Origin of the sequence: Myxococcus sp. RHSTA-1-4 (genome assembly GCF_020037125.1) — a bacterium.
Taxonomy (GTDB): Bacteria; Myxococcota; Myxococcia; order Myxococcales; family Myxococcaceae; genus Myxococcus.
The window spans coordinates 103,676-129,674 of sequence record NZ_JAIQDG010000018.1 but is presented as its reverse complement, the minus strand read 5'-3'; the positions used below and the strand labels follow the sequence as shown (position 1 = coordinate 129,674).

Here is a 25,999-nt window from a genome sequence, read left to right as displayed (position 1 = left end):
CTCGTCGAGGATGAGCTTGTTACTGTCCTCCGTGAGAGCGTGAGCCTCACCTTCTACATGCATTGTAATCACGAGGCGGTCGCATCTTCGGTGATGCGCTCGCTGGAAATCTACCTTCGTGTGGTCGGGCAAGATTCGCTTGGTTGGTATCGTGGCAAGGATGGGCTCTGGCGGGAGCTCGACAGTGCGGGCTGGGCACTCACTCATGAGGAGATTCGCGGCCCGCGCTTCGCAAACGTCGACCTGCGTGGTCGAACGGAGTCCTTGAGTTATTCATTCAGCTATCGTGGCAAGGAGCTGGAGGACCCCCTCTCCAAGCAATGGGGCTACGATCCAACATCCGCGGTGTCCTTCTTGCTGCCCACGGAGTTCCTGGAGGAACACGGACCTGGCAGGGTTCGCGAGTTGGCACTGGAACTTGGCGCGGAACTGCCCTTCAGTTCGGGGCAGACAGGGCTCGCCTTCCATATGATGTCGTGGCTGAGCAGCAATACGCCTGTTTTTCGAGAGAAGAGCCTGCTCCATCCGGGCCTGGACCTCGTGGACCTGGAGCGGCTCTCCAACAGGCTAGGGACGAAGATACGGGGCCCCGCCTGGCTCACCTTCCTGGGGGAGCCGGTCCTCAGTGCGCTCGGCGGCGCGGCGAGTCTGCGCGAGCGCCTGCACTCGCCCGCAACCTCCGTGCAGGACTTGGGTGGAAATCGGGCCTTGGTGACATTGGGCCCATGGCCCGAGGCGGGAGAGCTGACGCGGGGGGACACGCTGCCGCATTACCGGGAACTGGCGCGCGTGTTGGAGCCCTGGCTCTACATGCACCAGGGGGGATGGGGAAACCTCACGGAGGCGGAGATTCGCCGCTGGGAGCGTCGCTTCCTGGACTGACTCCCGCGTGCCAACGTTTCGGCTGGTGAGCAATCCGCAAGAAGTTCCAGGAACGGCTCGTCCGAGCCCTCTACCGTGGGTGTCTTTCCAGGAGAGGAGACACATCCATGGCTTCCATCCGCAGGGAGATACACATCGACGCCCGCCCCGAGGATGTCTGGGCGGCGGTGCGGGACGTCGGCGCGGTGCACCAGCGCCTCGTGCCGGGAGTCCTCACCGACGCGCGTCTCGACGGAGACGCCAGGGTCGTGACCTTCGCGAACGGCACGGTGGTGCGGGAGCTGATTGTCGACGTGGACGACCAGGCTCGCCGGTTCGCCTATGCGGCGGCCGGGGAGCCCTTCAAGCACCACAATGCATCGTGGCAGGTCTTCGCTGATGGACGGGGCGGCACCCTGTTCGTGTGGATTACCGACGTGCTGCCGGACGCACTCGTGCCCGCCATCAGCCCGCTCATCGACCAGGGGCTCCGCGACATGAAGCAGACGCTGGAGCGCCAAGCCGCGCGCGGTTGAGCCGCGATTCGTCCTCGACTACCGGGCCGCGGGCCGCGCCGTCCAGGCCTCGGCCCTGGCGGCCTCCTCCGCGAGCCCTGCCTTCTGGAGGCGGGTGCGTGCCTCCTCCGCCATGCGCCGGGCGTCGGCGTGCCGCCCCAGCCCCCACAGCGCCTTCGCCAGGAAGAAGCGCGCGCGGGCGCCGTCCTGCGGCTCGGCGTCTTCCAGTCCCACCAGGGCCGTCTCCAGTGAGCGCGCCGCCTCCGCGTACTCGCCACGTCCCAGCGCCACCCGCCCCAGCCCCAGCAATGCCAGCGCGGTGACGGGATGGGTGTCTCCCTGGGTCTTGTGCAGCACCGCGTACGCGCGGCGCAGGTGCGGCAGCGCGTCCGCGTCCCGCCCCTCGTTCAGCAGCGCTTCGCCCCAGCTCTGCTCGAAGATGCCGATGTTCTGATTGTCCGGCCCCAGGGTGCGCTCGATGATGGAGAGGGCCCGCTGGTAGCGCGACGTGGCCTCCTCCCAGTTCCCCCGCGTCAGGAAGCAGCCCGCCGTGTTCTGCAACGCATTGGCCACCTCCGGGTGGTCGGGCGGCAGCGTGCGTTGGAGCAGCACCAGCGCCTGCTCCGTGGCGGCACACGAGTCCTCCTCGCGCCCCATGCGGTCATACACGACGGCCAGGTTCGTCCACGTCGCGGCCAGCAGGGTTCCATTGGGCATCTCCGCGCGCTGCTGCATGGCCAGGGCACGCTGGAGGGTGGTCAGCGCGGCCGCGTAGTCCCCGGAGTACGACTGGGCCGACCCCAGGTTGCCGAGCACCAGCGCCAGCTCCGGCTCCGCCGAGGCCCCCTGCGCTTCCAGCACCTGCGCCGCCAGGGTGAAGTGCTCGAGCGCCTTTTGATAGGAGCCGAACCGGTACTCCATCATCGCCAGCGTGTTGTTGTACTGCGCCTTCAGGGAGAGGCTGCCACCCGCGCGCTCCACCGCCAGCTCCGCGTACCGGGCCAGCCGCTCTCCGTCGTCGTGCCGCTCCAGCCTGTTGCCCACCACGCCCATCAGCCCGGTGCGCGCCCGTGCCAGCGTCTGCAGGTCGCCCACCCGCTCCGCCACCAGCGCGGCCTCGTGCAGTGAGTCCTCCGCCTTCGCGAACTCGCCCAGCCGCTCCTCCAGCATTCCCGCCTGCAGCCACGCCTCCGCCTCCACCTGGAGCAGGCCCGCTTCGTGCGCTTCTTTCGTCAGCGCGCTCGCGCGCTCCAGCCCCGCGGCGTAGCGGCCCGCGGCCAGCAGCGCGCGGACCTCGGACAGCCGGGTCCGGAGCTTCGCCAACAGGGGCTGCAGCTCCGGCGGCACCAGCGGAGCGCCCGAGGCCAGCGCGCTCCAGTCCGCGCACGCCGCCAGGTCCGGTAGCGAGCGGCTGGCCCGCGGCGCCTTCTCCACCACCTGTGCGTCCACCGTGGTGAGCACCTCGGCCAGCGCTCGCAGGTCCTCCCGCGCCCGGTCCAGGCACGCCAGTCGTAGGGCCAGCATCCGCGCTGGCTGCGAGCGCTCCACGTGGGTGGCCACGCACGCGTCGCGCCGGGCCTCCGTCCAGCGCGCCGCGTAGGCGTCCAGCGCGCCCTCCACGGCGCGCGCCACGGTGTCCGCCCCGGGGACGCCGCTGCGCGTGAAGGCAGTACGTACCGCCTCGCGCCGCGCGCCGTCCCAGGCCCCGTCCAGCCGCGCCACGCCCACGCACGCGTCGGCCCGGGCCCGCAGCAGCGCGCGTGCCCCCACCGGTGCCGCCGCCACCGCCAGCACCGCCGCCCCCGCCGCGAGCCAGCGGCGGCGCCGGCGTGCCGGGTCTCTCTCCAGCTCCGCCACCAGCGCCTCCACCGAGGGGAAGCGCTCGTCCGGCGAGGGGCTCAGCCCGCGCAGCAGTGCCCGGCGCACCGGGGCCGGCACCGTCCTGCCCGCGGGCGGTGGCCGCACCCGGCCCTCCCGCGTGGCCTCGTTCAGCTCCGCCAGCCGCGTCCCGGCGAAGGGCCGCTCGCCGTAGAGGGCCTCGTAGGCCGCCACGCACAGGCTGAACTGGTCGCTGCGCGCGTCGGTGCCGCGGCCCTCCCGCTGCTCGGGCGCCATGTACACCGGCGTCCCCAGCAGCGCGCCGGAGTGGGTGAGGGGCGCGTCCAGCGGCGGGGCCCCCGCGCCTTCACCCCGTCGCTCCGGCTCCACGCCGTCCCGCGAGCGCGCCAGCCCGAAGTCGGTGATGCGCGCGCGGCCGTCGCGGCCCACCATGATGTTGTCCGGCTTGACGTCGCGGTGCACCAGCCCTGCGGCGTGTGCGGAGGCCAGGCCCCGTCCCGCGTCGCACACCACGCGCACCACCTCGCGCCACGTGCGAGGACGCTCCTTCAGCCACGCCGACAGGGTGCCGCCGTCCACCCACTCCATGGCGACGAAGACCTGGTCCTTCCAGGTGCCCACGTCGAAGACGGGGACGACGTTTGGGTGGGACAGCCGCGCCAGCGCCTGGGCCTCGCGCTGGAGCCGCGTGCGTGCCTCCGCGGATGGACCGCTCCGTGTCGGGTGCAGCAGCTTGAGTGCTACCCGGCGGTGCAGCTCCGGGTCATACGCGGCATACACCACGCCCATGCCACCGGAGCCCAGTGGTTCCAGCAGCACGTATCGCCCGAGCGCCGTGCCGCGCGCCAGCAACGGCGCATCGCCCGCCGTGGCCTCGGTCCCCGCGAGGGACATCGTCCGGGGAGTGATTCCCCGGTCCGCCAGCAGGGCCACGGCCTCCAGGCACTCCGCGCAGCCGCGCAGGTGGCGCTCCACCGCCTCGCGCTCGCGGGTGGAGAGCGTGCCGTCGGCGAAGGCGACGAGCCCCTCGTCCTCGGGGCAGGGCGTCGCCGACGGGCTCATGTTCCGAGTCCCTTCGAGAGCGACAGGTGGACCTGGCTGCGCACCAGCTCCATGAGCGACTCGAATTCCTCCGGCCCCAGGCGCAGCGCCTCCATGAGCCGGGCGCGGATGCCGGCCAGCAGCCGCTCCCGGGCCCGGGCAATCCACCGCGCCGCCGTGGCCCGGTGCACCCCGTACGTGCGGCCAAGGTCATCGATGGTCAGGCCCTTGGCGAAGTGGAGCCGCAGCACGTTCACCTCGGTGTCCTCCAGCTCCGCGAGCGCCGCGCGGAAGGCCTGCTGGAAGGCCTCGCGGTACTCGCCCTTGATGAGCGCCAGCTCCGGGTCTGGCGAGGGCATGGACAGCCCCGTGACGAGCCGCTCGTCCAGGCTCACCGGCTGGACGCCCCGGCGCAGGTTGAGCGCCACGCGCGTGGCGACGACGCCCACCCACGCCTCCAGCGGGCCCCGGCCGGCGTATTCGAGAATGCGGGGCGCGCTGCCCGCGGAGCCCAGCAGCAGCCGCTCGCGGACGCCCTGCCGCACCTCCTCGATGAAGGCGGCGGATGCGTCCACGCGGCGGGCCGCCTGGGCCACCCGCTCGCTCACGCGCCGGTCCAGCTCCTGCTGGGCGCGGGGGTTGCCGTCCGCGCAGGCCAGGGTCAGCACCCGGTCCTCCAGGTACACGGTGGCGGGAAGGGCGCCGTCGCGGAAGCTCCGTTGGAGCGCCTCGCGCAGCCGTGAAGGCGGTACGCCCCAGGCCGCGCACGCGGAGGCGGCGGCCTCCAGTTGCGCGCGCAGCCACGCCTCACGGTCCTGCTGGGACGCCGGGGGGACATCGTGTGTGTCGGGGAACTCTGACTCTGCGTCGGAAGGCATCCGCGGGCCTGGAAGGACAGGACCCGCATTGTGCCCTGGTTGCGCGGTGTGATGAACCCCTGCTGCGCACGGTGAGGGGCCTCCGGAAGCCCGGAGGCTCAGCCCTTGGAGCACCACTTGCCGATGGCTCGCTCCTCGGCCTGCTGGCCGCGCTCGCGCAGGCCCGCGAGCAGCTTCTCCTGGTCCATCGTCCCGTCCAGCGTCTTGTAGGTCAGTCCTGTCGTCCAGCTCCCGTTGGCGAGGGACTCCTTGTGGAACTGCTCGAACTCCTCGTAGACCTTCAAGGCCTCCTGGTTCATCGCCTTGCAGCGCTCCACCCGGCCGGCGTCCCGGTGCAGCTCTCCGCGCCGCACGAAGTGCTGGAGCTGGTTGTACGCCGCGGCGCCCCGGGAGCCGGAGGCCTCGCACACCAGCTTCGGGTCCGTGGAGCCGCAGGTCGTCGTGGTGAGACTCGTGTCCTGGCTGTAGATGCGCACCGTCGCCGTCTTCACGCGGATGATGCCTCTCATCTCCACGTCGACCGGCGCGGACATCACCACCACGTCCTTGCGGCTGAGCCCCGGGAACTCGCGCTTGAAGGACTTCTTGATGTCCGCGGGGATGGCGCCCGGCTTGGGGAACTTCTTGCAGTCGAGCTGCTGGGCCGCGATGGGCGTGCCAATGGACTGCCATGCGCCGTACCGGCCGGTGCCCGGGTGCTCCTCGATGGATTGGAAGCCGTAGTCCACGTAGCCGCAGCCGGAGAAGCGCTGCCGCTCCACCTTGGCGTAGGGATACACGTCCTCGTCGCTCAGCCGCTGCTCCTGGAGGGCCAGCTCGCACAGGGCGAGGGAGACGGGGACGTCCATGACGCCGATGTCCACGGGGCCCGAGTAGCGGAGCACCGTCGCGTCCGCGCGCGCCGCCCGGTCGAGCTGCTTGTGGACCTGCTCCTCCAGCTCCCGCGGCTCCGTGCCGCGCTCGCCCACGTTCCGGCAGGAGGAGATGGCTTCATCCACCAGCTCCAGCGCCTCCGGGTCCGCCTGCGTCACGCGAGTCCCATCACCGAAGGCCTGCTTCGCGCGTGGGCCCGCCCGCTCCATCAGCTTCTGCTCGATGGCGAGCAGCCGGCCGCGCGCCTGCTTCAGCCCCGCCGTTCCCTCCGCCGGAGCCTCCGGGCCGTACAGCGCTTCACGCAGCGAGTAGTGGGGGTTGGACCACGTGTGCAGCCGGCCCGCGTCCAGGTCCTGCTCCAGCGCGTCCAGCTTCCGCGCGAGGCCGTCGAGGTTCGCCGCTCCCGCGGGCAGGGAGCCGAGAGAGATGACCGTGGCCACGCAGGCCGCGCCGATGTGCTTCCGCATGATGAAGATTCCTCCGGTGTTGCCCACGGACACACCGGCGGGAATTCCGTCGCACGGAAAATGGCGCCCGCGTGTGGGCCTCGACTCGCCTTGCCCGTCAGGGGGCATCGTCGAGCGAGGTGCTCCTGCACGCGGCCATGCCGGGGAAGGCGGAGTACCCCCGCCGGCAGCCGACATCGCGGATGGCGAGGGCGCGCTGCCGGGCATCGAAGACCTGCAAGGCCGTGGTGAGCTCCGCCACGAGCTGGGCCTTGAGGGCCTCGGTCTGGCTGCTCGGACCGGAGGCCACCCCCGCCAGGTCGCAATCTCGAGCAGCGCGTCGAACACCTCGCTCAGGGCCGCCTCGGTGGTGCGCTCGGCGGGCGGCAGCGCGGAGAAGTCCACGCCGGTCTCCCAGACGTGCCGCAGCACGTGCATCGTCTGGACGCACTCGGCGTTGGACATGTCGATGGTGAAGGTGCGCTGGAGGCCGGTGGGGCCGTAGCTGGAGGACGCATCGGTGCAGACGTGGTGGGAGATGCGGTCGGCCAGCGTATGCAGGTAGATGCCGGCCCGGGCCTCGGCGGCATGGGCTCCGATATAGGCGTCGAAGTCGGGCGCGAGCACGCCCGCGTCATCGTCGATGACCTGCGGGCCGGTCTGCAGGTTGAAGGGAATGGCCGCCGGTCCCACCGCCGCCAGGCTCCCGGCGATGGTGCCGGGCTGCCCGGCGCCCTTCAGCCCTGCGGCTCACCCTGGCGCGGTAGCGCCATGGGAAGTGGATGTCCGGCTCCCGCTGGATGGGGGCCTCGACGCACGGGGACTCGACTTCACGAGGCCGTGAGTATCACGGCCTACGGCACGAGCCGCTGGGTGGACCAGACCTCCGGGTTGCGCCGCGGGGACGGAGTGTCGCTCGTGCCTCCGAGCACGAAGACGCGGCCCTCAGCGCTCAGCGCGGTGGCGAAGCCGCTGCCGGGGCCGTAAAGCCTGGAGGCCGGCCGCCAGTTCGTCACGCTGCCATCGGCCCGCAGGTCCGCGGTGAGTGTCAGCCCCCGCGGCATGAGGACGAGGAGCATCTCGGGCAGCGCCACGAGGCGGACCCCGTGCTGCCCGGAGCCCCCAAAGCCCACCCATCCCATCCAGGGAGGCTGGGACTCCGCGCGCCAGTCCTGTCCCGCGCCGGGAGTGAAGGAGTAGAGCCGCCCGCGTGTGTCCACGGAGTAGAGCCGCCCATTCGCGAGCGTCGCGCCCTGGTCATAGTGGAGCGCGGCCGGTGCCTCGATGACCTCCCAGCCGGAGACCCGCGCCTCGGGACTTGCGGAGACCTTCGCGCGCAGGACCTTGGGTGCGCCTTCGGTGAAGGAGGCGCTGTTGAGCGAGCCCCCGACGACCCACAGCGCATCTCCGCTGGCGACGAGTGAGTGCCAGGCGCGAGGCTCGGGCAGGGGCGCTTCCTCGCGCCAGGGCCCCAGCGTTCCGTCCTCCTGGATGAGCGCTGAAATCACAGCGTTCGTGAAGTCGCTCGACCGCTGCCCGCCCGCGATGAACAGACGTCCTCGCAGCACGGCCATCCCGTGGTGATGGAGCGGCACCGGAAGCATCCCGCTCTCCCGCCACTCGCCGAGGCGTCCATCGGCCTGGAGCGGGGCGGAGAACACCTTCGCGTTCGGCGTGAGGGAGGCGCCCGAGCCGGTGAGCTCCTCGATTCGCATTCCGCCGGAGACGAACAGGCGGTCCTGGGTGGTGGTGGCGGCGTGGTAGTAGACGTCGGACGGCATGGCGCGCTCCGGCCGCCAGAGCGCGAGGCCTCCCTCGGGGGGCCAGGGGATTCCGCCTGGTCCTCGCTCGGGGCAGTCCTTGCCGGAGCACAGGCAGAGCGGGAGCTGCTTCGAGCCCGTGTCGCTGACGGCCACGGTGCGCTGTCCGCACGTCTCGCCGGGGCCACAGCTTCCGTCGTCGCAGACCCGGTGGCAGCGCAGGTCTCCTGTCTGGGGCCCGTCACACGGTCCTTCCGGGCAGAGGAGGTCGTACTCCGTGAAGTCACACGCCTCACCGTAGTCGCAGCCCCCTGGCACCTTCTCCGGACAGGGGCGGAAGGAGGACGGCCGTGGTCCCCGGCTCGCCACCTCGCCGTCGCGAGAGGGAGGGCCCTCGCCATCACCGGGCGCGTCCCGTTCGAGCGGGCTGGCGGGGATGACGTTGCTCCCGCAGGTGCATGCACTGGCCAGCAGTGAGCCCGTGAGCAGCAGCGCCCACGGGATGGAGAGGCGTCCGGAGCGGCGTGGGGTGGGGCTGTCACCAGGGGCTGGGGGCATGGCCGCAGCGTAGCTCGCGTCGCGGATGTCCTCCCAGCCGGCCACGGCCTGGCGGCACCTGCACTGTCTTCAGCGGAGCAGGTCCTCTCTCTGGAGCAGGTGGTTCGCCAGCGTGCGGTAGGACCCGCCTCCATGGGCATCGGACGTGGCCGTTGAGGAACGTCGCCTGATTCCGCTTCGTGCCCCCATGATGGCCAGTGAGAATGCGTCTTGCGATGACCGAATCTCCCAGCACGCGCCTGCTCTTCATCTTTCAGCAGTCGGGAATCCACTTCGAGTCCGTCGAGGACGCATGGCGGCGCGCCGAGCATCTCTACCCACTTCTGGGATGGCTGACGGCCAGCTTCCCCGACGCGCGAGCCTTCGAGACCTGCGTCGAATGGCTGCGGCTGTGTGCCGCACGCATCAAGGGCAGTGAGCCCGCCGCCGCGCTGTTCGCCCGGGCGCGCTCGGGGGCTCCTCGTCAGGCCCATGTCGTCGCGGGTGGGCTGGTGGACCTCCGCAACGAGAACATCCTGGCACGGCGGCCCGCTGCGGCAGCGTTCGCGGACGCCGCCAACCACCTCTGCGAGGTATGGGCCGCTGTCACCACCGATGAAAGGGATGCGGAGACCGAGCCCTGGGCACGAGCGAAGGCCGCATCGGCGGCCATGGTGACGGCCTGGGTGTACCAGCAGGAACTGGAGGAGCAGGACAAGGAGGCGAGGAGCCGGGCGCGGGTCGAGCTCACACAGCTCCTGCGCGCGGCTCGGGAAACGGTGGCCCAGGTCACCCCGGGGATGGGCACATGACGGAACAGCAGAACACGCTGTGTGACCTGATCCGGAGCATCAACGACCTGCACTACATCCAGACCTACAACCGGGTCGAGATGCCGGAGGCCGAGTACCTCGCGGTCCTGCGCAAGGCCGAGCACCACAATGCGGAGGTCCTCGGGAGAATCCGCCAGCTCCTCGCCGAGGGCGTGAGCCTCGACTTCAAGACCATCAACGGCCACACGCCCCTGGCCATCGCGGTGACCCAGAACAGCGTCGAGCTGGTCCAGCTCCTGATGGAGCATGGCGCCGACATCCGCGCGCCCATGGGCTACGACACACCCCTGCACAGGGCGGCGGAATTCGGAGCCGATCGCGTGGTCCGGCTCCTCATCGAGCAGGGGCTGGACCCGCGAGCAAAGTCCCCAGGCGGTAGGTCGGTCCTGTCGGCCGCGCGAAGCTCGCGGCACAGCAGGAGCGTCGTCCCCCTGCTCGTCGAAATCTTGAGCAGGACGAAGTCGGAGAGACCACCACCTCCGAAGAAGCTCAAGGAACTCTCCGAGGAGAACGTCACCCGGTATCTGTCGGGCGTCGCGCCGGCAACCCTCGGTGCCCGGGACTGGGAGGCACTCAAGGCGTTCATGGACAGCGTCTTCGTCGAAGAGCACTCGGTCACCATCGACCAGCTCTACGAGAGCATCGAGGAGCACGGCGGCACGAAGCCTCACCGGGTCTTCGCCTGCATCGACCTCATCAAGCAGGTCGCGACCCGTGAGCCCAAGCACAAGGCCGTCAAGAAGCTCTCCAAGACGGCCCACGTCCACCATGGAGACCTGGACATCGACGGGAACCTGACCGTGGGCTCGCTGATGGTGACCGGGAACCTGAAGGTGAAGGGGAACGCGGCGAACCGTCAGGGCCGCCAGCTCTTCGTGGGTGGCGACTTCGAGTGCGACACGTTCTACACGGAAGGGCCCGTGGTCATCGGAGGTGACCTTCGGGCCCGCGCTGTCGAGGCCGTCTACAACGACTACGGCCTGGAGGTTCGCGGCGTGCTGACGGCCGACATCCTGACGGTCGACCATCACCAGGTGACGGCGGGCAGGTTCGACGTGAAGGAGCGGGTCGACAAGTAGACCCGCTCCCCGGGCCCTCAGCGCCAGAGGCAGCGCGTGTCGAACTGGTAGAAGTCCGAGGGCGTGAACGGGTCCCACGTCTGCCGCACGAAGTAGAGGCGCCGCAGGTCCGGGCTCATGGAGGGGTGGAACTCGTCCTTCTCCGTGTTCACCGAGGGCCCCAGGTTGACGGCCGGCATCCAGGTCCCCCCGAGGTTGATGCTCACGTAGAGGTCACCCAGCCCGTAGCCCTCGGGGCGCCACAGCGAGGCGAAGATGAGGAAGCGGCCATCCGGTGAGACCCAGGGGTTGTATTCCCAGGTGTCGGGGCTGTTCACGCCCCGGCCGAGGTTCTGCGCCGCGGCGTAGCCGCTGCCGTCGCGCCGGGCCTGGTGGATTTCGAAGTCGGAGTCGAACGTGCCTCTCGCGAAGAACAGCGTCCCGTCGGTGGTCACGCTCACGTAGAGCTCGTGCCGCGGCGAGTTCACGGCCGGCCCGAGGTGCTCGGGTGTGCCCCAGCCATTGCCGACGCGGCGCACGACCCAGAGGTCGTAGTCCTCGCGCGGGACGCCATTCACGGGGCGGATGGACGAGAAGTAGAGGGACTGGCCGTCCGGGGAGACGAAGGGGTCCGAGTCATCGTACGTCCCCGAGAACGACACCACCTCGCCGGGAGTCCAGTGGCCGTCCTGGAGGCGCGTCACGTAGATGGCCTGGTACGGTGGCGTCGCCGCGTCCACGTGGTAGTACGCGGTCTTCCCGTCCGGGGCGAAGCTGAGCCGGTACTCCGAGCGGTCCGGCAGGGAGATTTCCCCGGGCGCGAAGAGACGCCCTCCCGGCTCGCAGCCGGAGCCCGCGAGGGTGGGGACTGGCTGCTCGGACTCCTCCGCCACGGCGGTGCCGGACATCGCCACCGCGGAGACGGCGACGAGGAGGTTCATCGACCACGCCCACTTCCTGGTGAATCGGTGCATGCGCATCTCCTTTGCTGCGGACACAGTCGCGCGGCATCGGGGAGGCGGTCCAAGCGGATGTGACGAACCGTGGAGGGTCTGGGGCGAACGGTGGAACGCCGTCCGCGTACGGTTCAGCTCGGCAGGTCGAGCGCGCGTTGCACTCGCGCGCGATAGCTCCGGCCGGAGGTCAGCCGGGTGCCGTCCCGCAGCGTGAGCACGTATTCGCCGGGCGGGAGCGGCTCCACCTCCTCGATGCGGTCGAGCTGCACGATGAACGAGCGGTGGGCGCGCAGGAACTTCTTCGGGTCGAGCTTCGCCTCCAGCGCGTTCAGCGTCTCTCGCATGAGGTGCGATTGGGCGCCCAGGTGCACGGAGACGTAGTTCCCCTCCGCCGTCAGGTAGTCGATGTCCTCGACGCGGAGAAAGCGCATGCGCCACCCCGTCCGCGTCACGAGCCGTGTCACGTAGCGGCCCGTTCCCGGGGGCTCGCGCAGCGTGAGCGCCTCGAGCCGCGCCAGCACCTCCGTGTCCAGGTGGGGCGTCAGGCTCCGGCGGCGCTCGCGCGCACGCGCCAGGCTCATGAGGAAACGCTCCCGGTCGAACGGCTTGAGCAGGTAGTCGAGGGCATTGGCCTCGAAGGCCTGCACCGCGAAGTCGCGGTGGGCCGTCACGAAGATGACCGCGGGCTGGTGCTCGGGCGCGAGGGCGCGGAGGACGCCGAAGCCATCGGGCCCGGGCATCTCCACGTCCAGGAGGACGAGGTCCGGGCGCTTCGCCTCGATGGCCGAGATGGCCTCGCGGCCGTTGCGGCACTCGCCGATGAGCTCCATGTCGGCGGCCTCGGCCAGCAGGTCCTTCAGGCGCTCGCGAGCGAGCGGCTCGTCATCGACGATGAGCACGCGCATCCTGCTGTTCACGGGGAGGGCTCCGTGCGGAATGGAATCGCGAGCCTCACCTCCGTGCCTCCGCCCGAGGCCTCCCGGAGCTCCATCCGGTGGTCCGTTCCGTAGAGCTGCGCGAGGCGCTCGCGGGTGAGCCACAGCCCCCGGCCTCCGCCCTTGCCGCCAGAGAGCGCCGCCGGGGTGTCGCTCAGGCCGACGCCGTCGTCCCGCACCTCCAGGAGCAGCTCCGAGCCCGCCCGCCGTGCGGCCAGCGTCACCGTCCCCGGCTCGGAGCTCGGGGCGATGCCATGCTGGATGGCGTTCTCGACCAGCGGCTGGAGCACCAGGTGGGGGACGTGCGCGGTGAGCGCCTCCGGCTCGATGTCCTGCCGCACCGTGAGCCGGTCGGCGAAGCGTACCCCCTGGATGTCCAGGTAGAGCTGCACGGTGCGCAGCTCCTCCTGGAGCGAGACCTCCTCCCGGGTTGCGGCATCGAGCGTGGAGCGCAGGAGGTCGCTCAGGCGCGCAATCATCCGCTCGCTCCCGTTGGGGTCGCGATGCACGAGGGCGGAGATGGAGTGGAGCGTGTTGAAGAGGAAGTGGGGATGGAGCTGGGCCTTGAGCGCATGCAGTTGCGCGCGGGCGAGCTGGGAGTCCCGCAGGCGGAGCTGGTCGGCGTAGTAGAGCGCGTTCGCCACGCCGAGGAGGGTGAAGTAGATGAAGGGGTTGTAGAGGAGGGCGTGCTCGAGCACATCCAGGAACTCGGGCCGCTGCGCGTACCAGCCGACCCAGGGGTCCAGTGAGAAGATGACCGACGCCCGGATGCACGAGACGGCGACCGCCGCCGCCAGGTGGAGTGCGACGCGTGAGCGCCAGCGCCGCCGCTCGAACGGGAAGCGCAGCCCGAACGGGAGGATGATGACCGTCAGGGGGACCCAGAGGACGTGGGCAAGCAACGACGTGAGCAGCGCGTGCTCCCAGCTCACGCCGTCCACGGAGTGCGTCTCGCTGGCGTCCGCGAGACCGGCCAGCGTCCAGTAGACGAAGGAGATGGCCCACCAATGCCAGAGCCTGCGACGTCCCATTGCCGGGACTATACGGGGATCCGCGGGGGCAGCCGTGGCCTGCTACTCGGGCATCCCGCTGACAGAGGACCTCTCATCCAGGAACGCCTTCAGTTCCGGAAGCACGCGCTCGGGATGCTCCTGATGCGGACTGTGCCCCGCGTCCACACGCATCAGCCGCGCCTGGGGAAGCCTTCGTGCCGCCTCCTCCGCGAGCGACAGGGGCAGGGTGTCCTCCTTCTCGCCCCACACGAGCAGCACCGGCACCTTCACCTCACCCAGCCGCTCCCTCCGGTGGAACAGCGGACCGGCCACGGGGACCAGCGTGTTGAACGCCCGCGTCGCCGCGTCCCTGCCACCCGGCACCGCCAGCAGCTCGTAACCCAGCGCCCCCATCCGCTCGCCCAGCGGGGTGGGGGAGGGCGGCATCAGGCGCGACCACGCCCACGGCCCCAGTGAGCGCGCCAGCCGCTCCGGCCCCGCGCGGAAGAACAGGCGCGCCTTGCGCTGCATCTCCGGCCCCAGCCCCATCGCATCCACCAGCGCCAGCCGCTCGACGGGCACCCGGCCGCGCAGCGCCAGCTCCACCGCCACCAGCCCGCCCAGGGAGTGGCCCACCACCGCCGCCGGCCCCGGAGCGAGCTGGAGCAGCAGCTCCTCCACCGGGCCGGTGAAGAAGCGCACCCCGTCCTCCGCCGTGGCCAGCGGGCCCTCGGGCGCCGAGGACATCCCGAAACCGGGCAGGTCCACCGCCAGCACCCGGTGCCCCCGGGCCAGCGCCGTCAGGTAGACGAACCACGTGGATGCCGCCCCGCCGCGCCCGTGCAGCAGCACCACCGTGGGCCCCTGCCCGCCCTCCAGCACCCGCAGGGCCCCGCCGCCCGGTAGCCAGCGCACCGTGGCCGTCACCGCCGGGGCCAGCTGCCCCAGCAGCCCGGCCTCCACCGGCCCCACCGCCGGAGCCTTCGCCGGGGCCTTCATGGCCGCCCTCCTGGACCCGGGGGACGGGCCGGCTTCCACCGGGAGTGGAACCGCGGGGTGGGGTGGGACATGGGAAGGGGGGCTCCAGAAGGGGTGGACAGGCACGCAACTTACTGGAATGCCCGGGCTTCTGCGGTGTTGAGCCAGATACCCTGTAACCCCTAGGCTGCCCGCCGCCAGTCCGACACGAGGCGACATGAACATCGACATTCGCGCGCTCACCGAACGCGTGCAGCAGGAAAGCAGCTTCGTCGAGATCCTCAACCAGGAGACCGGCAAGGTCATCGTCGGGCAGCGCTACATGCTCGAGCGCATCCTCATCGGGCTGCTCTGCAACGGGCACGTGCTGCTGGAGGGTGTCCCCGGCCTCGCCAAGACGCTCACCGTGCGCACCGTGGCGGACGCGCTCAGCGCCACCTTCATGCGCATCCAGTTCACGCCCGACCTGCTGCCGGCGGACCTGGTGGGCACGATGATCTACAACCAGCAGGCGGCGAACTTCACCGTCCGCAAGGGCCCCATCTTCGCGAACATCGTCCTCGCGGACGAAATCAACCGCGCCCCCGCCAAGGTCCAGTCCGCCCTCCTGGAGGCCATGGCCGAGCGCCAGGTCACCATCGGCGACCAGACCTTCGCGCTGCCCTCGCCCTTCCTCGTGCTGGCCACCCAGAACCCCATCGAGCAGGAAGGCACCTACCCGCTGCCCGAGGCGCAGGTGGACCGCTTCATGCTCAAGGTGAAGGTGGGCTACCCCACGCGGGACGAGGAGAAGGTCATCATGGACCGGATGTCCGGCGGCTCCTCGCCCCGGGCGCAGAAGGTCATCGCCCTGGAGCACCTGGTCCGCGCCCGCGAGCTCGTCCACCACATCTACATGGACGAGAAGGTGAAGGAGTACATCCTCAACGTGGTGTTCGCCACGCGCGAGCCCAACAAGTACGGCCTCAAGGACCTGGCGGACTACATCCAGTTCGGCGCCTCGCCGCGCGCCACCATCTCCCTGGCCCAGGCCGCGCGCGCCCACGCCTTCCTGCGCCACCGCGGCTTCGTCACGCCTGAAGACGTGAAGGCCATCGCCTTCGACGTGCTCCGCCACCGCATCGCCATGACGTACGAGGCGGAGGCCGAGGAGCTCACCGCGGAGAAGATCATCCAGCGCGTGTTCGACCGCGTCGAAGTCCCCTGACGTCCCCTCCCGAGCCGCAGGCACCCCGTGCTCCCCAAGGACCTCATCCGCCGCATCCGCAAGCTGGAGATTCGCACCCGCAAGGTGGTCTCCGACATGCTCGCGGGCCAGTACCACTCGGTCTTCAAGGGCCGCGGCATGGCCTTCTCCGAGGTGCGCCAGTACCAGCCCGGTGACGAGATTCGCATCATCGACTGGAACGTCACCGCGCGCATGAACGAGGCCTACGTCAAGGTCTTCACCGAGGAGCGCGAGCTGACGGTGATGCTCGTGGTGGACGTGTCCGCCTCCAAGGAGTTCGGCTCCAGGGAGCGCACCAAGGCGGAAATCTCCGCGGAGGTCGCCGCGCAGATTGCCTTCAGCGCCATCGCGAACAACGACCGGGTGGGGCTCATCCTCTTCTCGGATCGGGTGGAGAAGGTGGTGCCGCCGCGCAAGGGCCGCACGCACGTGTTGCGGCTGGTGAGCGACATCCTCACCTTCCGGCCGGCGGGGAAGGGGACGGACCTGGCGGCGGGGCTCACGTACCTGACGCAGGTGGCGAAGCGGAAGGCCGTCACCTTCCTCATCTCCGACTTCCAGGCGCGCGACTACGAGAAGCCGCTGCGGCTGGTGGGACGCAGGCACGACCTGGTGCCCGTGGTGGTGGAGGACCCGCTGGAGGCGGAGTTCCCCCGCCTGGGGCTGGTGGAGATGGAGGACCCGGAGACGGGCGAGCGCTTCGTCGTGGACACCAGCGACCCGCGCGTGCGCGGCCGCTTCGCCCGGGCCATGCAGGCCGCGCGCGACGAACGGCGCAAGCTGTTCAAGAAGCTGGAGCTGGACCACGTGGAGCTGCGGGCCGGCGATGACCATGGCAAGGCGCTCGCGCAGTTCTTCCGCGCGCGGGCCCGGAGGATGGCGGCGTGAAGCGGCTCCTGCCCGTGCTGGCCCTGCTCCTGGTGGCCCCGCTCCCGGCGTGGAGCGCCGAGCCCCCCGGCGCGCCCGCGCACGAGACGGTGCAGCCCCAGGATTTGTCGGTGCGCGTGGACCCCCAGCAGGTGCGCATCGGCGACCCCTTCACGTACGAGGTGGTCATCACCCATCCGTTGGACCAGCGCTACGAGCTGACGCTGCCCACGGAGGCGGGGGACTTCGAGCTGCTGGACCAGACGCGCCAGCGGAAGGACGGCACGGACGCGGCGACCACCACCTTCCGGGTGCGGATGTCCGCCTTCGCGCTGGGCAAGCTGCAGGTGCCGCCGCTGTCCTTCGACGTGGCCACGCCGGACGGTCCCCGGAAGTTCACCCTGCCGGGCCGCGAGGTGGAGGTGGCGTCCACGCTGCCGCCGGACGCGGACGGGCAGGGCGCGGATCTCTTCGACTACCAGCCTCCGCAGGAGGTGCTCATCCGCTCGTGGCGGCTGGTGCTGGGCCTGCTGGGCGCCCTGGCCGCGGCGCTGCTGGCGTGGGCGCTGTGGCGCTGGTGGAAGAAGCGCCCGAAGCACGTGGAGGCGCCGCCACTGCTGCCGCTGGACGTGCGCACCCGCAAGGCGCTGGACGCGCTCAAGGCGGAGAATCTGCCCGCGCGCGGCCACGTGAAGGACTTCTACTTCCGGCTGTCCGAAATCATCCGCGGCTACCTCGGCGAGCGCTACGGCTTCGAGGCGCTGGAGTGCACCAGCTCCGAGCTGATGGCCTCGCTGCGCCGCCTGCCCACGCCCGGTCTCCCCGAGGACGCGCTGATGCGCTTCGTGTCCGAGTCGGACATGGTGAAGTACGCGCGCGCGGACGCGTCACCCGAGTCCTGCCGCGACGCGCTCGCCTTCGGCTACGCGCTCATCGACAAGACGTACGTTCCGCCCCCGCCGCCCCAGGCTCCCGCCAATGCCGCCGCTCCCCGCGTTCAATAACCCCGAGGCGCTCTGGGGGCTGCTGCTCGTGCCGCTGCTGCTGGTGCAGGCGTGGCGGGAGCGGCGCGCCCGCGCCACGCTGCGCTTCTCCGCCGCGCATGTCTTCGCCCGGAACGGCAAGGGGCTGCGCACGTACCTGCTGCCCCTGCTACCCTTCTTGCGCGCGGCGGCGGTGACGGCGGCCATCCTCGCCATCGCCCGGCCGCAGGCGCGCGACTCCCGGGTGCGCGACCTGTCGGTGGAGGGCATCGACATCGTGGTGGCGCTCGACCTGTCCACCTCCATGGAGGCCGGAGACTTCCGCCCGCAGAACCGCATGCACGTGGCCAAGGAGGTGCTCAGCGAGTTCATCGCCAACCGGGTGAATGACCGCATCGGCCTCGTGGTGTTCGCGGGCGCGGCGTACACCCAGGCGCCGCTGACGCTGGACTACGGCGTGCTGAAGGAGGTCATCAAGCAGCTGCGCACCCGCGTGCTGGAGGACGGCACCGCCATTGGCGACGCGCTGGCCACGTCGCTCAACCGCCTGCGCGACTCGGACGCGAAGAGCCGCGTGGTGGTGCTGATTACCGACGGTGACAACAACGCCGGGAAGATTTCGCCCATGGACGCGGCCAACATGGCGCACTCGCTGAAGGTGCCCATCTACACCATCCTCGTGGGCAAGGGCGGCAAGGTGCCCTTCCCGCAGGGCACGGACCTGTTCGGCAACACCGTGTGGCGCGAGACGGAGATTCCCATCAACCCGGAGCTGATGCAGGACATCGCGGACCGCACCGGCGGCGAGTACTACCGCGCCACGGACCCGGAGGGGCTGCGGGCGGGCCTGCAGAAGGTGCTCGACTCGCTGGAGCGCTCCAAGCTGATGGAGGGCGGCGCCAGCGCCACCTACCGCGAGGAGTTCCATCCGTTCCTGCTGGCCGCCTTCGGCCTCGCCGCGCTGGAGCTGCTCCTGCGCGCCTCCTTCCTGAGGGTCTTCCCGTGACGCCCGTGGAACCCTGGCGCTTCACCGTGCTCGGCTACCAGGCGGGACTCGCCCAGCCCTTCTTCCTGCTGCTGATGCTGCTGGGCGTGCTGCTCGGCATGCTGGCGCTGATGGGGGCGCTGCGGCGCCGCTCGCGTGTGCGCGCGCTCCTGAACGAGCGGCACGCGGAGCGCTTCACGCCGGGCGTCTCCGTGTGGCGCCCCGCCATGCAGAGCGGCCTGTATGGGCTGGGGCTGGCCCTCTTCGGCTTCGCGCTGGCGCAGCCCCAGTGTGGCACCAAGAGCGAGCTGACGAAGCGGCGCGGCATCGACGTGGTGGTGGCGCTGGATGCGTCCAAGTCCATGCTCGCGCGAGACGTGCAGCCCAGCCGCCTGGAGCGCGCGAAGCTGGAGTTGACGACGCTGCTGGACGAGCTGAAGGGCGACCGCGTGGGCCTCGTCGTCTTCGCGGGCGACGCCTTCATCCAGTCGCCGCTGACGTCGGACTACTCGGCGGTGAAGCTGTTCCTTCGCGCGGTGGACCCGGAGGTGATGCCCCAGGGCGGCACCAACGTGGGCGCGGCGCTGAAGCTGGCCAAGCAGGTGCTGGACAACGCGGACCGGGGCTCGAAGGAGCGCGTGGTGGTGCTGCTGTCCGACGGCGAGGACCTCTTCGGCGAGGTGTCCGAGGCCAGCGAGGCGCTGAAGGAGGCGGGCGTGCCGGTGCTGGCGGTGGGCGTGGGCTCGGAGTCCGGTGAGCCCATTCCCGTGTATGACCGGCGGGGCGAGTTCGTGGACTACAAGAAGGACGCGACGGGGGAGACGGTGGTTACCCGGTTGGACCGCGCGGGCCTGACGGCCATCGCCGAGGCGACCGGAGGGACGTTCTTCCACCAGCCGCGTGGCGTGGCCATGGCGCAGGTGGTGGATCGCATCGACCAGATGCAGAAGAGCGAGCTGGAGAGCCGGGTGACGGTCCGCTACGACGAGCGCTTCCAGACCTTCGCCATTCCGGGGCTGGCGCTGCTCGCGCTGGGCATGTTGCTGCTGCCGTCCTCGCGCCGGAGGCCGTCACCGTGAGCGCGGGCCAGGGCATGAAGGCACGGGGGCTCGTGGCGTGGGGGCTGGTGGTGTCGCTGGCGCTGTCCTCGACGGCGTGGGCCGCGGGCCCGCTGGAGCGGGACCACCCGCTGGTGCAGCAGGGGCGCGAGGCGTACGCGGCGGGCAACTACGAAGAGGCGCTGCGGGCCTTCGAGGCGGCGAAGAAGGAGCGGCCCAACGACCCGGTGGTGGACTTCAACCGCGGGGACGCGCTGGCCAAGCTGGGCCGCATCCCCGAGGCACGGGAGGTCTTCCAGGGGGTGACGGAGTCCAACCGGCCCGACCTGCGGCAGAAGGCCTGGTACAACCTGGGCAACCTGCACGCCACCACGGGGGACCGGCAGGAGGCGCTGAAGGCCTACCGGCGTGCCCTCACGCTGGACCCGCGGGACGTGCAGGCGCGCCACAACTACGAGGTGGTGCTGCGCAACCTGCCGCCGCCCCAGAATGACAAGAAGCCGGACGGCGGCGCGGACGGCGGGACCGACGGTGGCAGCGACGGCGGGCGTCCGGACGCGGGCCAGGATGGTGGCACGCCGGGAGATGGCGGCACGCCCCAGGACGGGGGCACGGACGGCGGCGCGGATGGTGGCGCGGACGGCGGCGCCGGTGATGGTGGCGCGGACGGCGGCGCGGACGGGGGCCCGGGTGACGGTGGCGCGGACGGCGGCGCGGACGGCGGCGCGGATGGTGGAGAGCAGGGGCAGCCACAGAAGGGCGATGGCGGCGCGGACGGTGGCGCGGACGGCGGCCAGGACGACGGTGAGGGTGAACCCCAGGACGGTGGCGCTGACGGCGGCAGCGCGGGAGAACAGGAGGCGGAGGAGGCCGCGGATGGCGGCGCGAGCCCGTCGGACCTGGACCGGCAGGAGGCGGAGCGCCTGCTGGATGCGATGAAGCAGAACGAGAAGAATCTCCAGCTCTGGCGTTTCCAGCAGAAGAAGAAGCAGAGGAAGCCGAATGAGAAGGACTGGTAGCGCCCGCGGGGCCCTGCTCGCCGTGCTTGCCCTGCTGGCCACGGCGCCGGCCTGGGCGAACGACGACCTCGATTTCTACCAGACGGTGGACCGGCAGGAGGTCGGCAGCGACGACACCTTCCGCCTCACGGTGGTGGTGGTGGACGCGCCGCCCAACGCGCAGGTGCAACTGCCGGAGTCGGAGGACTTCGAGGTCCTCTCCAGCTCGCGTAGCAGCCAGCGCTCCATCTCCCTGTCCGGCGGCGGCCCGGCCGTCATCCAGGACATCACCCGGTACGTGCTGGTGATGCGCGCCAATCGCGCCGGACGGCTGAAGATTCCGCCCTCGCAAATCACGGTGCGCGGAAAGACGTACCGCACGCAGCCGGTGGAAATCTCGGTGCGGACCGGCCGGCTCGGGTCGTCCGCCGGCCAGCCTGGAGGCTCGAGGCTGCCGGACCCGTTCGCCAGCATGCCATCACAGCCGCCGGACCCGTTCGCCGACGAGCTGGAGGAGGACGAGCCCACGATTCCACGAGGGGACTCGGACCTGTTCCTGCGCTCGAGCCTGGACCGGGACGACGTGTTCGTCGGCGAGCAGGTGACGCTGTCGCTCTACATCTACTCGCGGGTGGACCTGTCCAGCGTGGACTCCGTCACCATGCCCAAGCTGGAGGGCTTCTGGACGGAGGAGGTGGAGAGCCCCACGCAGCTGTCCGGCGAGCAGCGAATCGTCGACGGCGTCCCCTACCGCGCCTACCTGCTGCGCCGCCGCGCGCTCTTCCCGGTGAAGCCCGGCACGCTGTCCATCACCCCCGCGGAGGCGGACATCACCACCGGCTTCCTCTTCGCCGGCCACCGCGTGCACCGCGTATCCAACGGGCTGAAGGTGAAGGTGAAGCCGCTGCCGCCGGGGGCCCCGCCAGGCATGTCCAACGCCCACGTGGGGAGCTGGCGGATGTCCATGGAGGTGTCGCAGACGCGGGTGGAACTGGGCCAGCCCGTCACGGTGAAGGTCATCCTGGAGGGCGTGGGCAACGTGAAGAACGTCACCCCGCCGAAGCTCACCGGCCCGGCCGCGCTCAAAATCTATGACCCGACCACCACCGACAAGGTGACGCCCCAGCGCAACCGCGTGCAGGGCCGGCGCGTGGTGGAGTACCTGGTGATGCCGCAGCGCACGGGCACCTTCACGCTGCCCGCGCTGGAGTTCCCCTTCTTCGACCCGCGCGCACGCGCCTATGACGTCGCGCGCACGGACCCGGTGACGATTACCGTGGAGGCGGGCGCGGGCGGCGTGTCGGCGCTGCCGTCGTCTCCGTCGCAGATGGCGGACGCGGCCAACGAGCAGAAGAACGTGCTGACCGCGGGCGGGCTGCGCCCGGTGCGCTACCAGGCGCGCTTCGAGGCCCCCTCCGAGCCGCCCTGGAAGCGGGGCTTCTTCCTTCCGGTGGTGCTGGCGCCCCTGGGGCTGCTGCTGGGGGTGGCCCTCATCGGCGGGGTGCGTGGGAAGCTGGCCACCCGCTCGGAGGCGGACCGCGGCCGGCAGCAGGCGAAGGCCGCGCGCCGGCGGCTGGCGGAGGCGGAGAAGCTGCAGGGCGGGAGCAACGTGGGGGCCTTCTACGCGGAGGTGGAGAAGGCGCTGCACGGCTTCCTGGAGGCGCGGCTGGGCATGCCGGTGGGCGGCCTCACGCGAGACGTGCTCACCGAGCGGATGACGGCCGCCGGCGCGGACGCGGAGCGGCGCTCGCGGGTGCTCTTCGTGCTGGAGGCGTGTGATTTGGGCCGCTACGGCGGTGGGGGCAACCCGGCCGAGCGCCAGAAGGTGATGGATGCCGCGGCGGCGGCCATGGAGGGCTGGGCGTGAGCGGCTACTACACGCCGGAAGAGGCGCAGGACGTCTTCCTCAAGGCCAACGAGGCGTACGCGCGCGAGGACTACGCGGCGGCCCAGGCGGGCTACGAGAAGCTGCTGTCGCACGGCCACGGCGGGCCGGACGTGCTCTACAACCTGGGCACCACGCACCTGGCGCGGGGAGACCTGGGCCGGGCGGTGCTGGCGCTGGAGCAGGCGAAGAAGCAGGGCGGCCGCGCGCCGGACCTGGAGGCCAACCTCGCCGTGGCCCGCGCGCGCCAGGTGGACAAGGTGGTGGGCGCCACCGCGGAGGAGGAGTTCCTCCCTCGCGTGGCGGCGGCCACCGACGGCAACGTGGTGGCGTGGACCTTCCTGGGCACCTGGGTGGCGGCCTTCGCCCTGGTGCTGCTGTGGCGCGCGCTGCGCCCGGGCCGGCGCACGGCGGTGGGCATCATCACCGCGCTGCTCTTCGCCGTGGCGGTGCCCTCCGGGCTGTTGCTGGCCACGCACGCCTGGGTGGAGGAGACGGTGCACGAGGCCGTGGTCCTCTCCCCCACGCTGGTGGCCCGCGAGCTGCCCCAGCCCGGCGCCCGCTCCATCTTCGAGGTCCACGCCGGCCTCAAGGTGCGGCTGCTCGAGGAGACCGGCCGCTTCGTTCGCATCCGCCTCCCCAATGGCCTGGAAGGTTGGGCCGAGCGAGATGGCGTGGCGGAAATCTGAAATGCTGGCGGACAGTCTTTCGTCAGCTTCTCAAGGAAGTTTGGAAGAGCGTGTGAGCCCGGCGGTAGACTGAAGCCCGGAAGGAAGGCTGGTCTTTCCTGGAGGGCGCGGCTCAGTGTTCGAGGTTGAGGCGCGGGTCGGCAAGAACCGGCTGGTGGTGCGCCTGTGGGGCGAAATCGATGACGCGGAGGCGCTCCGGGTTGGGGACGCCGCCGTGGCCGCCATGGACCGGCTGCGCCCGGGGTTCGACATGGTGTCGGACCTGAGCGGCGTCACGCGGGTCCCCCCGCAGGCGGCGGGCCAGCTCAGGCGCATCATCGAGAGCGGGCGGGCGCGAGGCTTCCGCCGGGTGGTGCGGGTGGTGGGGCGCTCGCTGGAAGCGGCCGTGGTCTTCGAGCGCACCAGCCGGGCGATTGGACACGAGGCGCACCTGGCCTTCTCGCTGGAGGAAGCGGAGCAGCTCCTGGACGGCGGGTGGCCGTGAGCGGCCCCTGCTTCAGCGCTTGTGGCCGGTGAGGCGCCGGGGTGGTGGCGGCGGCTCCTCGTCACCGAGCGCCATGGGCTCCAGCACGAGGAACTCGTTGCCGTCGAGCACCGGCAGCTCCCCGGTGGACGTGTGGTGCAGCTCCACCAGGCCGCGCTCCAGCAGGCCCTTGAGGACGACCTTCACCTCGATTTCCGGCAGCCGCGCGGCGCGCGCCAGGTCCGGGACGGACTGCACTCCGTCGATGAAGGACGCGACGTGCGCCTCGAAGGGTTGGAGCGGCCGCCCCTCGAGGTCCAGCCGGGCTCGCAGGCGCGGTACCGTGTGTGCGTCCAGGGGCACCGTGAAGCGCGTGGTGGCCAGGTCATGCGGCGTGGGCTGCTTCACCGGAATGCTCGGCAGCTCCAGGGTGGGCCGGCGCTGGGGCGGCAGCGGCCTCTCCGGGACGAAGGACTCCCTGCCGGCCAGCTCCGGGGCGAGCAGCCGTCCACAGTGGCCGCACCGGATGTCGTTTGCAGCCACTCTTCCCCGGCACTCTGGACATTCCAGTTTCGCAGCCATTTCCGGCCCATCATAACGGCCGGAGTCCACGCCCGCCCACCAGGGCTGGACCCATGTCTGCTTCAGGGCCTTGTCAGGCTGCCTAATTCGCAGGTGGGCGGACGTGCGGGGAGACACGACGTGGGAAGTGGGGCAACCGCTTCATGTCAGGCTTACGTATGGGCGGTGCGGGGCGCATCGGACAATCGTCGAGACCACCCTGTTGCGTGGGGTGCGGTCGGGGCTATACCGCGCGCCGCAGGTGGCACCGGCATCGGGGGGTGGCGCAGGCCCGCGAGCCGCCCCGCAGTGGCCTAGAGTCGCGTCCGGAGAACCATGGCTGGCAATTCCCAGGCACCCTTCCACATCCTGCTCGTCGAGGATGAACCGGTCATCCGGGAGCTGGTGCGCTCCATGCTGAGCGACGGCACCGTGGACGTGGTGTGCGCGGCCAACGGGCTGGAGGGGCTGAAGCTGGCGCGCAACGGGACGTTCCACCTCATCCTGATGGACGTCGTCCTGCCGCAGCTCGACGGCATCTCCGTGTGCCGCATCCTCAAGAGCGACCCGGCGACCGCCGGGGTGCCGCTCTACATGCTCACCGCGAAGGCGAAGAAGTCGGACATGGAGAGCGCGACGCTGGCGGGCGCGGACGGCTACATCCACAAGCCCTTCCGGGGCGCGGAGCTGATGGCCCTGGTGGAGCGGCTGCGCGCGGCGCGGGCGAAGAGCGAGCCCGCCTGAGCGTCAGGGCAGGCGCGGGTGGAGGAAGCGCGCCAGGGCGATGAGGTCGTCCCAGTCCAGCTCGCCGAACTCCAGCGCCACGCCATCCACCTCGCGGCGGCGGATTTCGCAGGTGGTGACGACCTCGCGGTCTCCGGGCAGCGGCACGGCGATGGTGAGCCGCTGCGTGGCGTCCGGCGCATGGGCCTGGAGGAACAGGCCCGCCATGGACACGTCGCGCGCCTGGACCGTCACGGTGCGTCCCGGCAGGAGCACCTTCACGGGAATGTGGGCCTCGACGCGCGGGTGGTAGCGCTCGACCGTCCGGGGACCGCCAGCGGGAGTCATCATCGTTCCCTCTCTTCTTGCGTGCGACAGGGTGCGACAACTCTGAGGCACGGGGACGAAGAGGCAAGTTTCCGTCCGCCGCGCCCCGTCCCGTTGGACGGACTCCCCTCCCGTCCCGTGGAGCGCACGCCGGCCCCGCGCCAGGGCCAGGTGCCTGGGATTGCTGGGGTTTGGCGCTGGCACGCCGCCTGAACTGGGCCTCCCGCAACTCGCCGCAGGAGACTGCCCAATGGACCCCGACAACCGGATTCCCTCGCTGACCATCACCCATACCGTCCCGCGCCAGACGCCGAAGAACGAATTCGGGACGGTGCTGGCCCGCGCGGCCCACGAGGTGGCGCGCTCGGGCGTCGGGCTCGTCGGGGGGATGATTCCGGCGGGTCCCATCGTCAGCGCCGCCGTGTCCAGCGCGCGGAGCGTGGTGTCGACCGTGGCCTCCACGGACGGGCTCGGCAAGTCGGCGCCCATGCCGGGAAGCGCGGGGAACGTGGGCCCGAGCGCGGTGGGCGGAGCGACGGGCAGCGGAGATGCGTGGGATTTGCTGGAGGCGCAGCGGGCGCTCAGCGCGGACGGCCAGAAGTTCAACATGGCCTACCTGGCGCTCCAGAACGAGATGCAGCGGGAGAGCCGCGAGCACAACGCCATCTCCAACATCATGAAGGTCCGCCACGACTCCGCGAAGGCGGCCATCAACAACATCCGCTGAGGA

General features: G+C 70.9%; 25 protein-coding genes. 15 read left to right on the top strand and 10 right to left on the bottom strand.

The features are described 5' to 3' along the window. Window positions 1-39 precede the first annotated feature (39 nt). Together K8638_RS24230 and K8638_RS24225 are read left to right on the top strand one after the other, a co-directional pair. Complete coding sequence (locus K8638_RS24230) at window positions 40-882, top strand: DUF3396 domain-containing protein (protein ID WP_223756974.1); 843 nt, start codon at window positions 40-42, stop codon at window positions 880-882. A 107-nt stretch (window positions 883-989) separates the two neighbouring features. After that, window positions 990-1,397 carry an SRPBCC family protein gene (locus tag K8638_RS24225; protein WP_223756973.1) on the top strand — a complete coding sequence of 136 codons (408 nt, stop codon included), beginning with the start codon at window positions 990-992 and terminating at the stop codon, window positions 1,395-1,397. A gap of 18 nt (window positions 1,398-1,415) precedes the next feature. Here K8638_RS24225 and K8638_RS44940 read toward each other — a convergent pair whose 3' ends face one another. The 4 genes from K8638_RS44940 to K8638_RS24200 all read right to left on the bottom strand — a co-directional run bounded on the left by K8638_RS44940 (window position 1,416) and on the right by K8638_RS24200 (window position 8,816). Beyond that, complete coding sequence (locus K8638_RS44940; RefSeq protein WP_305071188.1) at window positions 1,416-4,277, bottom strand: serine/threonine-protein kinase; 2,862 nt, start codon at window positions 4,275-4,277, stop codon at window positions 1,416-1,418. Continuing rightward, window positions 4,274-5,134 carry a sigma factor-like helix-turn-helix DNA-binding protein gene (locus tag K8638_RS24210; RefSeq protein WP_223756972.1) on the bottom strand — a complete coding sequence of 287 codons (861 nt, stop codon included), beginning with the start codon at window positions 5,132-5,134 and terminating at the stop codon, window positions 4,274-4,276. Before K8638_RS24210 ends, K8638_RS44940 begins: the two co-directional genes overlap by 4 nt. Before the next feature lie 98 nt (window positions 5,135-5,232). Next, complete coding sequence (locus K8638_RS24205; protein ID WP_223756971.1) at window positions 5,233-7,146, bottom strand: hypothetical protein; 1,914 nt, start codon at window positions 7,144-7,146, stop codon at window positions 5,233-5,235. A gap of 161 nt (window positions 7,147-7,307) precedes the next feature. Beyond that, entirely contained in the window at window positions 7,308-8,816 is a 1,509-nt protein-coding gene (locus K8638_RS24200) for a hypothetical protein (RefSeq protein ID WP_223756970.1), read from the bottom strand. Window positions 8,817-8,986: 170 nt separating this feature from the next. Between K8638_RS24200 and K8638_RS24195 the strand changes: the two genes are divergently transcribed. Next, window positions 8,987-9,562, top strand: a complete 576-nt coding sequence (locus K8638_RS24195) for a hypothetical protein (RefSeq protein ID WP_223756969.1) — start codon at window positions 8,987-8,989, stop codon at window positions 9,560-9,562. Further along, entirely contained in the window at window positions 9,559-10,662 is a 1,104-nt protein-coding gene (locus tag K8638_RS24190; RefSeq protein ID WP_223756968.1) for an ankyrin repeat domain-containing protein, read from the top strand. The genes K8638_RS24195 and K8638_RS24190 overlap by 4 nt, the downstream gene beginning before the upstream one ends. A 17-nt stretch (window positions 10,663-10,679) precedes the next feature. Here K8638_RS24190 and K8638_RS24185 read toward each other — a convergent pair whose 3' ends face one another. From K8638_RS24185 to K8638_RS24170, 4 genes are all read right to left on the bottom strand, one after another. Continuing rightward, window positions 10,680-11,615 carry a Xaa-Pro aminopeptidase gene (locus tag K8638_RS24185; protein ID WP_223756967.1) on the bottom strand — a complete coding sequence of 312 codons (936 nt, stop codon included), beginning with the start codon at window positions 11,613-11,615 and terminating at the stop codon, window positions 10,680-10,682. A gap of 113 nt (window positions 11,616-11,728) precedes the next feature. Then, on the bottom strand, window positions 11,729-12,514 hold the full coding sequence (locus K8638_RS24180) for a LytTR family DNA-binding domain-containing protein (protein ID WP_223756966.1): 786 nt from the start codon (window positions 12,512-12,514) through the stop codon (window positions 11,729-11,731). Beyond that, window positions 12,511-13,563, bottom strand: a complete 1,053-nt coding sequence (locus tag K8638_RS24175; RefSeq protein WP_223756965.1) for a sensor histidine kinase — start codon at window positions 13,561-13,563, stop codon at window positions 12,511-12,513. The genes K8638_RS24180 and K8638_RS24175 overlap by 4 nt, the downstream gene beginning before the upstream one ends. A 42-nt stretch (window positions 13,564-13,605) precedes the next feature. Further along, entirely contained in the window at window positions 13,606-14,523 is a 918-nt protein-coding gene (locus K8638_RS24170; RefSeq protein WP_223756964.1) for an alpha/beta fold hydrolase, read from the bottom strand. A gap of 196 nt (window positions 14,524-14,719) precedes the next feature. Between K8638_RS24170 and K8638_RS24165 the strand changes: the two genes are divergently transcribed. From K8638_RS24165 to K8638_RS24125, 9 genes are all read left to right on the top strand, one after another. Beyond that, window positions 14,720-15,709, top strand: coding sequence for a MoxR family ATPase (locus K8638_RS24165; protein ID WP_223756963.1), 990 nt, complete (start codon window positions 14,720-14,722; stop codon window positions 15,707-15,709). A gap of 27 nt (window positions 15,710-15,736) precedes the next feature. Beyond that, window positions 15,737-16,618, top strand: coding sequence for a DUF58 domain-containing protein (locus K8638_RS24160; RefSeq protein ID WP_223756962.1), 882 nt, complete (start codon window positions 15,737-15,739; stop codon window positions 16,616-16,618). Further along, the gene (locus K8638_RS24155) at window positions 16,615-17,601 is read left to right on the top strand and encodes a BatD family protein (RefSeq protein WP_223756961.1); all 987 of its coding nucleotides are present in this window, start codon (window positions 16,615-16,617) and stop codon (window positions 17,599-17,601) included. Before K8638_RS24160 ends, K8638_RS24155 begins: the two co-directional genes overlap by 4 nt. Next, window positions 17,576-18,586 (top strand): VWA domain-containing protein, encoded by a 1,011-nt coding sequence (locus tag K8638_RS24150; RefSeq protein ID WP_223756960.1) that lies wholly within the window; start codon window positions 17,576-17,578, stop codon window positions 18,584-18,586. Before K8638_RS24155 ends, K8638_RS24150 begins: the two co-directional genes overlap by 26 nt. Continuing rightward, window positions 18,583-19,644, top strand: coding sequence for a VWA domain-containing protein (locus K8638_RS24145; RefSeq protein WP_223756959.1), 1,062 nt, complete (start codon window positions 18,583-18,585; stop codon window positions 19,642-19,644). The genes K8638_RS24150 and K8638_RS24145 overlap by 4 nt, the downstream gene beginning before the upstream one ends. Window positions 19,645-19,658: 14 nt before the next feature. Next, window positions 19,659-20,642, top strand: coding sequence for a tetratricopeptide repeat protein (locus K8638_RS24140; RefSeq protein WP_225937548.1), 984 nt, complete (start codon window positions 19,659-19,661; stop codon window positions 20,640-20,642). After that, a complete protein-coding gene (locus tag K8638_RS24135) occupies window positions 20,626-22,488 on the top strand; it encodes a BatD family protein (protein ID WP_223756957.1) in 1,863 nt (620 codons plus the stop codon). The genes K8638_RS24140 and K8638_RS24135 overlap by 17 nt, the downstream gene beginning before the upstream one ends. Then, complete coding sequence (locus tag K8638_RS24130; RefSeq protein ID WP_223756956.1) at window positions 22,485-23,195, top strand: SH3 domain-containing protein; 711 nt, start codon at window positions 22,485-22,487, stop codon at window positions 23,193-23,195. Before K8638_RS24135 ends, K8638_RS24130 begins: the two co-directional genes overlap by 4 nt. 115 nt (window positions 23,196-23,310) lie before the next feature. Next, window positions 23,311-23,679, top strand: a complete 369-nt coding sequence (locus K8638_RS24125; protein ID WP_223756955.1) for a hypothetical protein — start codon at window positions 23,311-23,313, stop codon at window positions 23,677-23,679. Window positions 23,680-23,691: 12 nt separating this feature from the next. On the opposite strand, the gene K8638_RS24120 is transcribed toward K8638_RS24125, so the two are convergent. Then, on the bottom strand, window positions 23,692-24,201 hold the full coding sequence (locus K8638_RS24120; RefSeq protein WP_223756954.1) for a hypothetical protein: 510 nt from the start codon (window positions 24,199-24,201) through the stop codon (window positions 23,692-23,694). A gap of 354 nt (window positions 24,202-24,555) precedes the next feature. On the opposite strand from K8638_RS24120, the gene K8638_RS24115 reads away from it, so the two are divergent. Further along, complete coding sequence (locus K8638_RS24115; RefSeq protein ID WP_223756953.1) at window positions 24,556-24,963, top strand: response regulator; 408 nt, start codon at window positions 24,556-24,558, stop codon at window positions 24,961-24,963. 3 nt (window positions 24,964-24,966) lie between these two features. On the opposite strand, the gene K8638_RS24110 is transcribed toward K8638_RS24115, so the two are convergent. Then, window positions 24,967-25,293 carry a PilZ domain-containing protein gene (locus tag K8638_RS24110; RefSeq protein WP_223756952.1) on the bottom strand — a complete coding sequence of 109 codons (327 nt, stop codon included), beginning with the start codon at window positions 25,291-25,293 and terminating at the stop codon, window positions 24,967-24,969. A 226-nt stretch (window positions 25,294-25,519) separates the two neighbouring features. Between K8638_RS24110 and K8638_RS24105 the strand changes: the two genes are divergently transcribed. Further along, window positions 25,520-25,996 carry a hypothetical protein gene (locus K8638_RS24105; RefSeq protein ID WP_223756951.1) on the top strand — a complete coding sequence of 159 codons (477 nt, stop codon included), beginning with the start codon at window positions 25,520-25,522 and terminating at the stop codon, window positions 25,994-25,996. The last annotated feature ends 3 nt before the right edge of the window (window positions 25,997-25,999 follow it).

What these genes read in the sequence shown, in the direction of transcription:
- K8638_RS24225 (WP_223756973.1), top strand. Translation starts at nt 990, where the DNA reads ATGGCTTCCATCCGCAGGGAGATACACATCGACGCCCGCCCCGAGGAT.
- K8638_RS44940 (WP_305071188.1), bottom strand. Translation starts at nt 4,277, where the DNA reads ATGAGCCCGTCGGCGACGCCCTGCCCCGAGGACGAGGGGCTCGTCGCC.
- K8638_RS24210 (WP_223756972.1), bottom strand. Translation starts at nt 5,134, where the DNA reads ATGCCTTCCGACGCAGAGTCAGAGTTCCCCGACACACACGATGTCCCC.
- K8638_RS24195 (WP_223756969.1), top strand. Translation starts at nt 8,987, where the DNA reads ATGACCGAATCTCCCAGCACGCGCCTGCTCTTCATCTTTCAGCAGTCG.
- K8638_RS24190 (WP_223756968.1), top strand. Translation starts at nt 9,559, where the DNA reads ATGACGGAACAGCAGAACACGCTGTGTGACCTGATCCGGAGCATCAAC.
- K8638_RS24185 (WP_223756967.1), bottom strand. Translation starts at nt 11,615, where the DNA reads ATGCACCGATTCACCAGGAAGTGGGCGTGGTCGATGAACCTCCTCGTC.
- K8638_RS24175 (WP_223756965.1), bottom strand. Translation starts at nt 13,563, where the DNA reads ATGGGACGTCGCAGGCTCTGGCATTGGTGGGCCATCTCCTTCGTCTAC.
- K8638_RS24170 (WP_223756964.1), bottom strand. Translation starts at nt 14,523, where the DNA reads ATGAAGGCCCCGGCGAAGGCTCCGGCGGTGGGGCCGGTGGAGGCCGGG.
- K8638_RS24165 (WP_223756963.1), top strand. Translation starts at nt 14,720, where the DNA reads ATGAACATCGACATTCGCGCGCTCACCGAACGCGTGCAGCAGGAAAGC.
- K8638_RS24150 (WP_223756960.1), top strand. Translation starts at nt 17,576, where the DNA reads ATGCCGCCGCTCCCCGCGTTCAATAACCCCGAGGCGCTCTGGGGGCTG.
- K8638_RS24140 (WP_225937548.1), top strand. Translation starts at nt 19,659, where the DNA reads ATGAAGGCACGGGGGCTCGTGGCGTGGGGGCTGGTGGTGTCGCTGGCG.
- K8638_RS24135 (WP_223756957.1), top strand. Translation starts at nt 20,626, where the DNA reads ATGAGAAGGACTGGTAGCGCCCGCGGGGCCCTGCTCGCCGTGCTTGCC.
- K8638_RS24115 (WP_223756953.1), top strand. Translation starts at nt 24,556, where the DNA reads ATGGCTGGCAATTCCCAGGCACCCTTCCACATCCTGCTCGTCGAGGAT.
- K8638_RS24110 (WP_223756952.1), bottom strand. Translation starts at nt 25,293, where the DNA reads ATGATGACTCCCGCTGGCGGTCCCCGGACGGTCGAGCGCTACCACCCG.
- K8638_RS24105 (WP_223756951.1), top strand. Translation starts at nt 25,520, where the DNA reads ATGGACCCCGACAACCGGATTCCCTCGCTGACCATCACCCATACCGTC.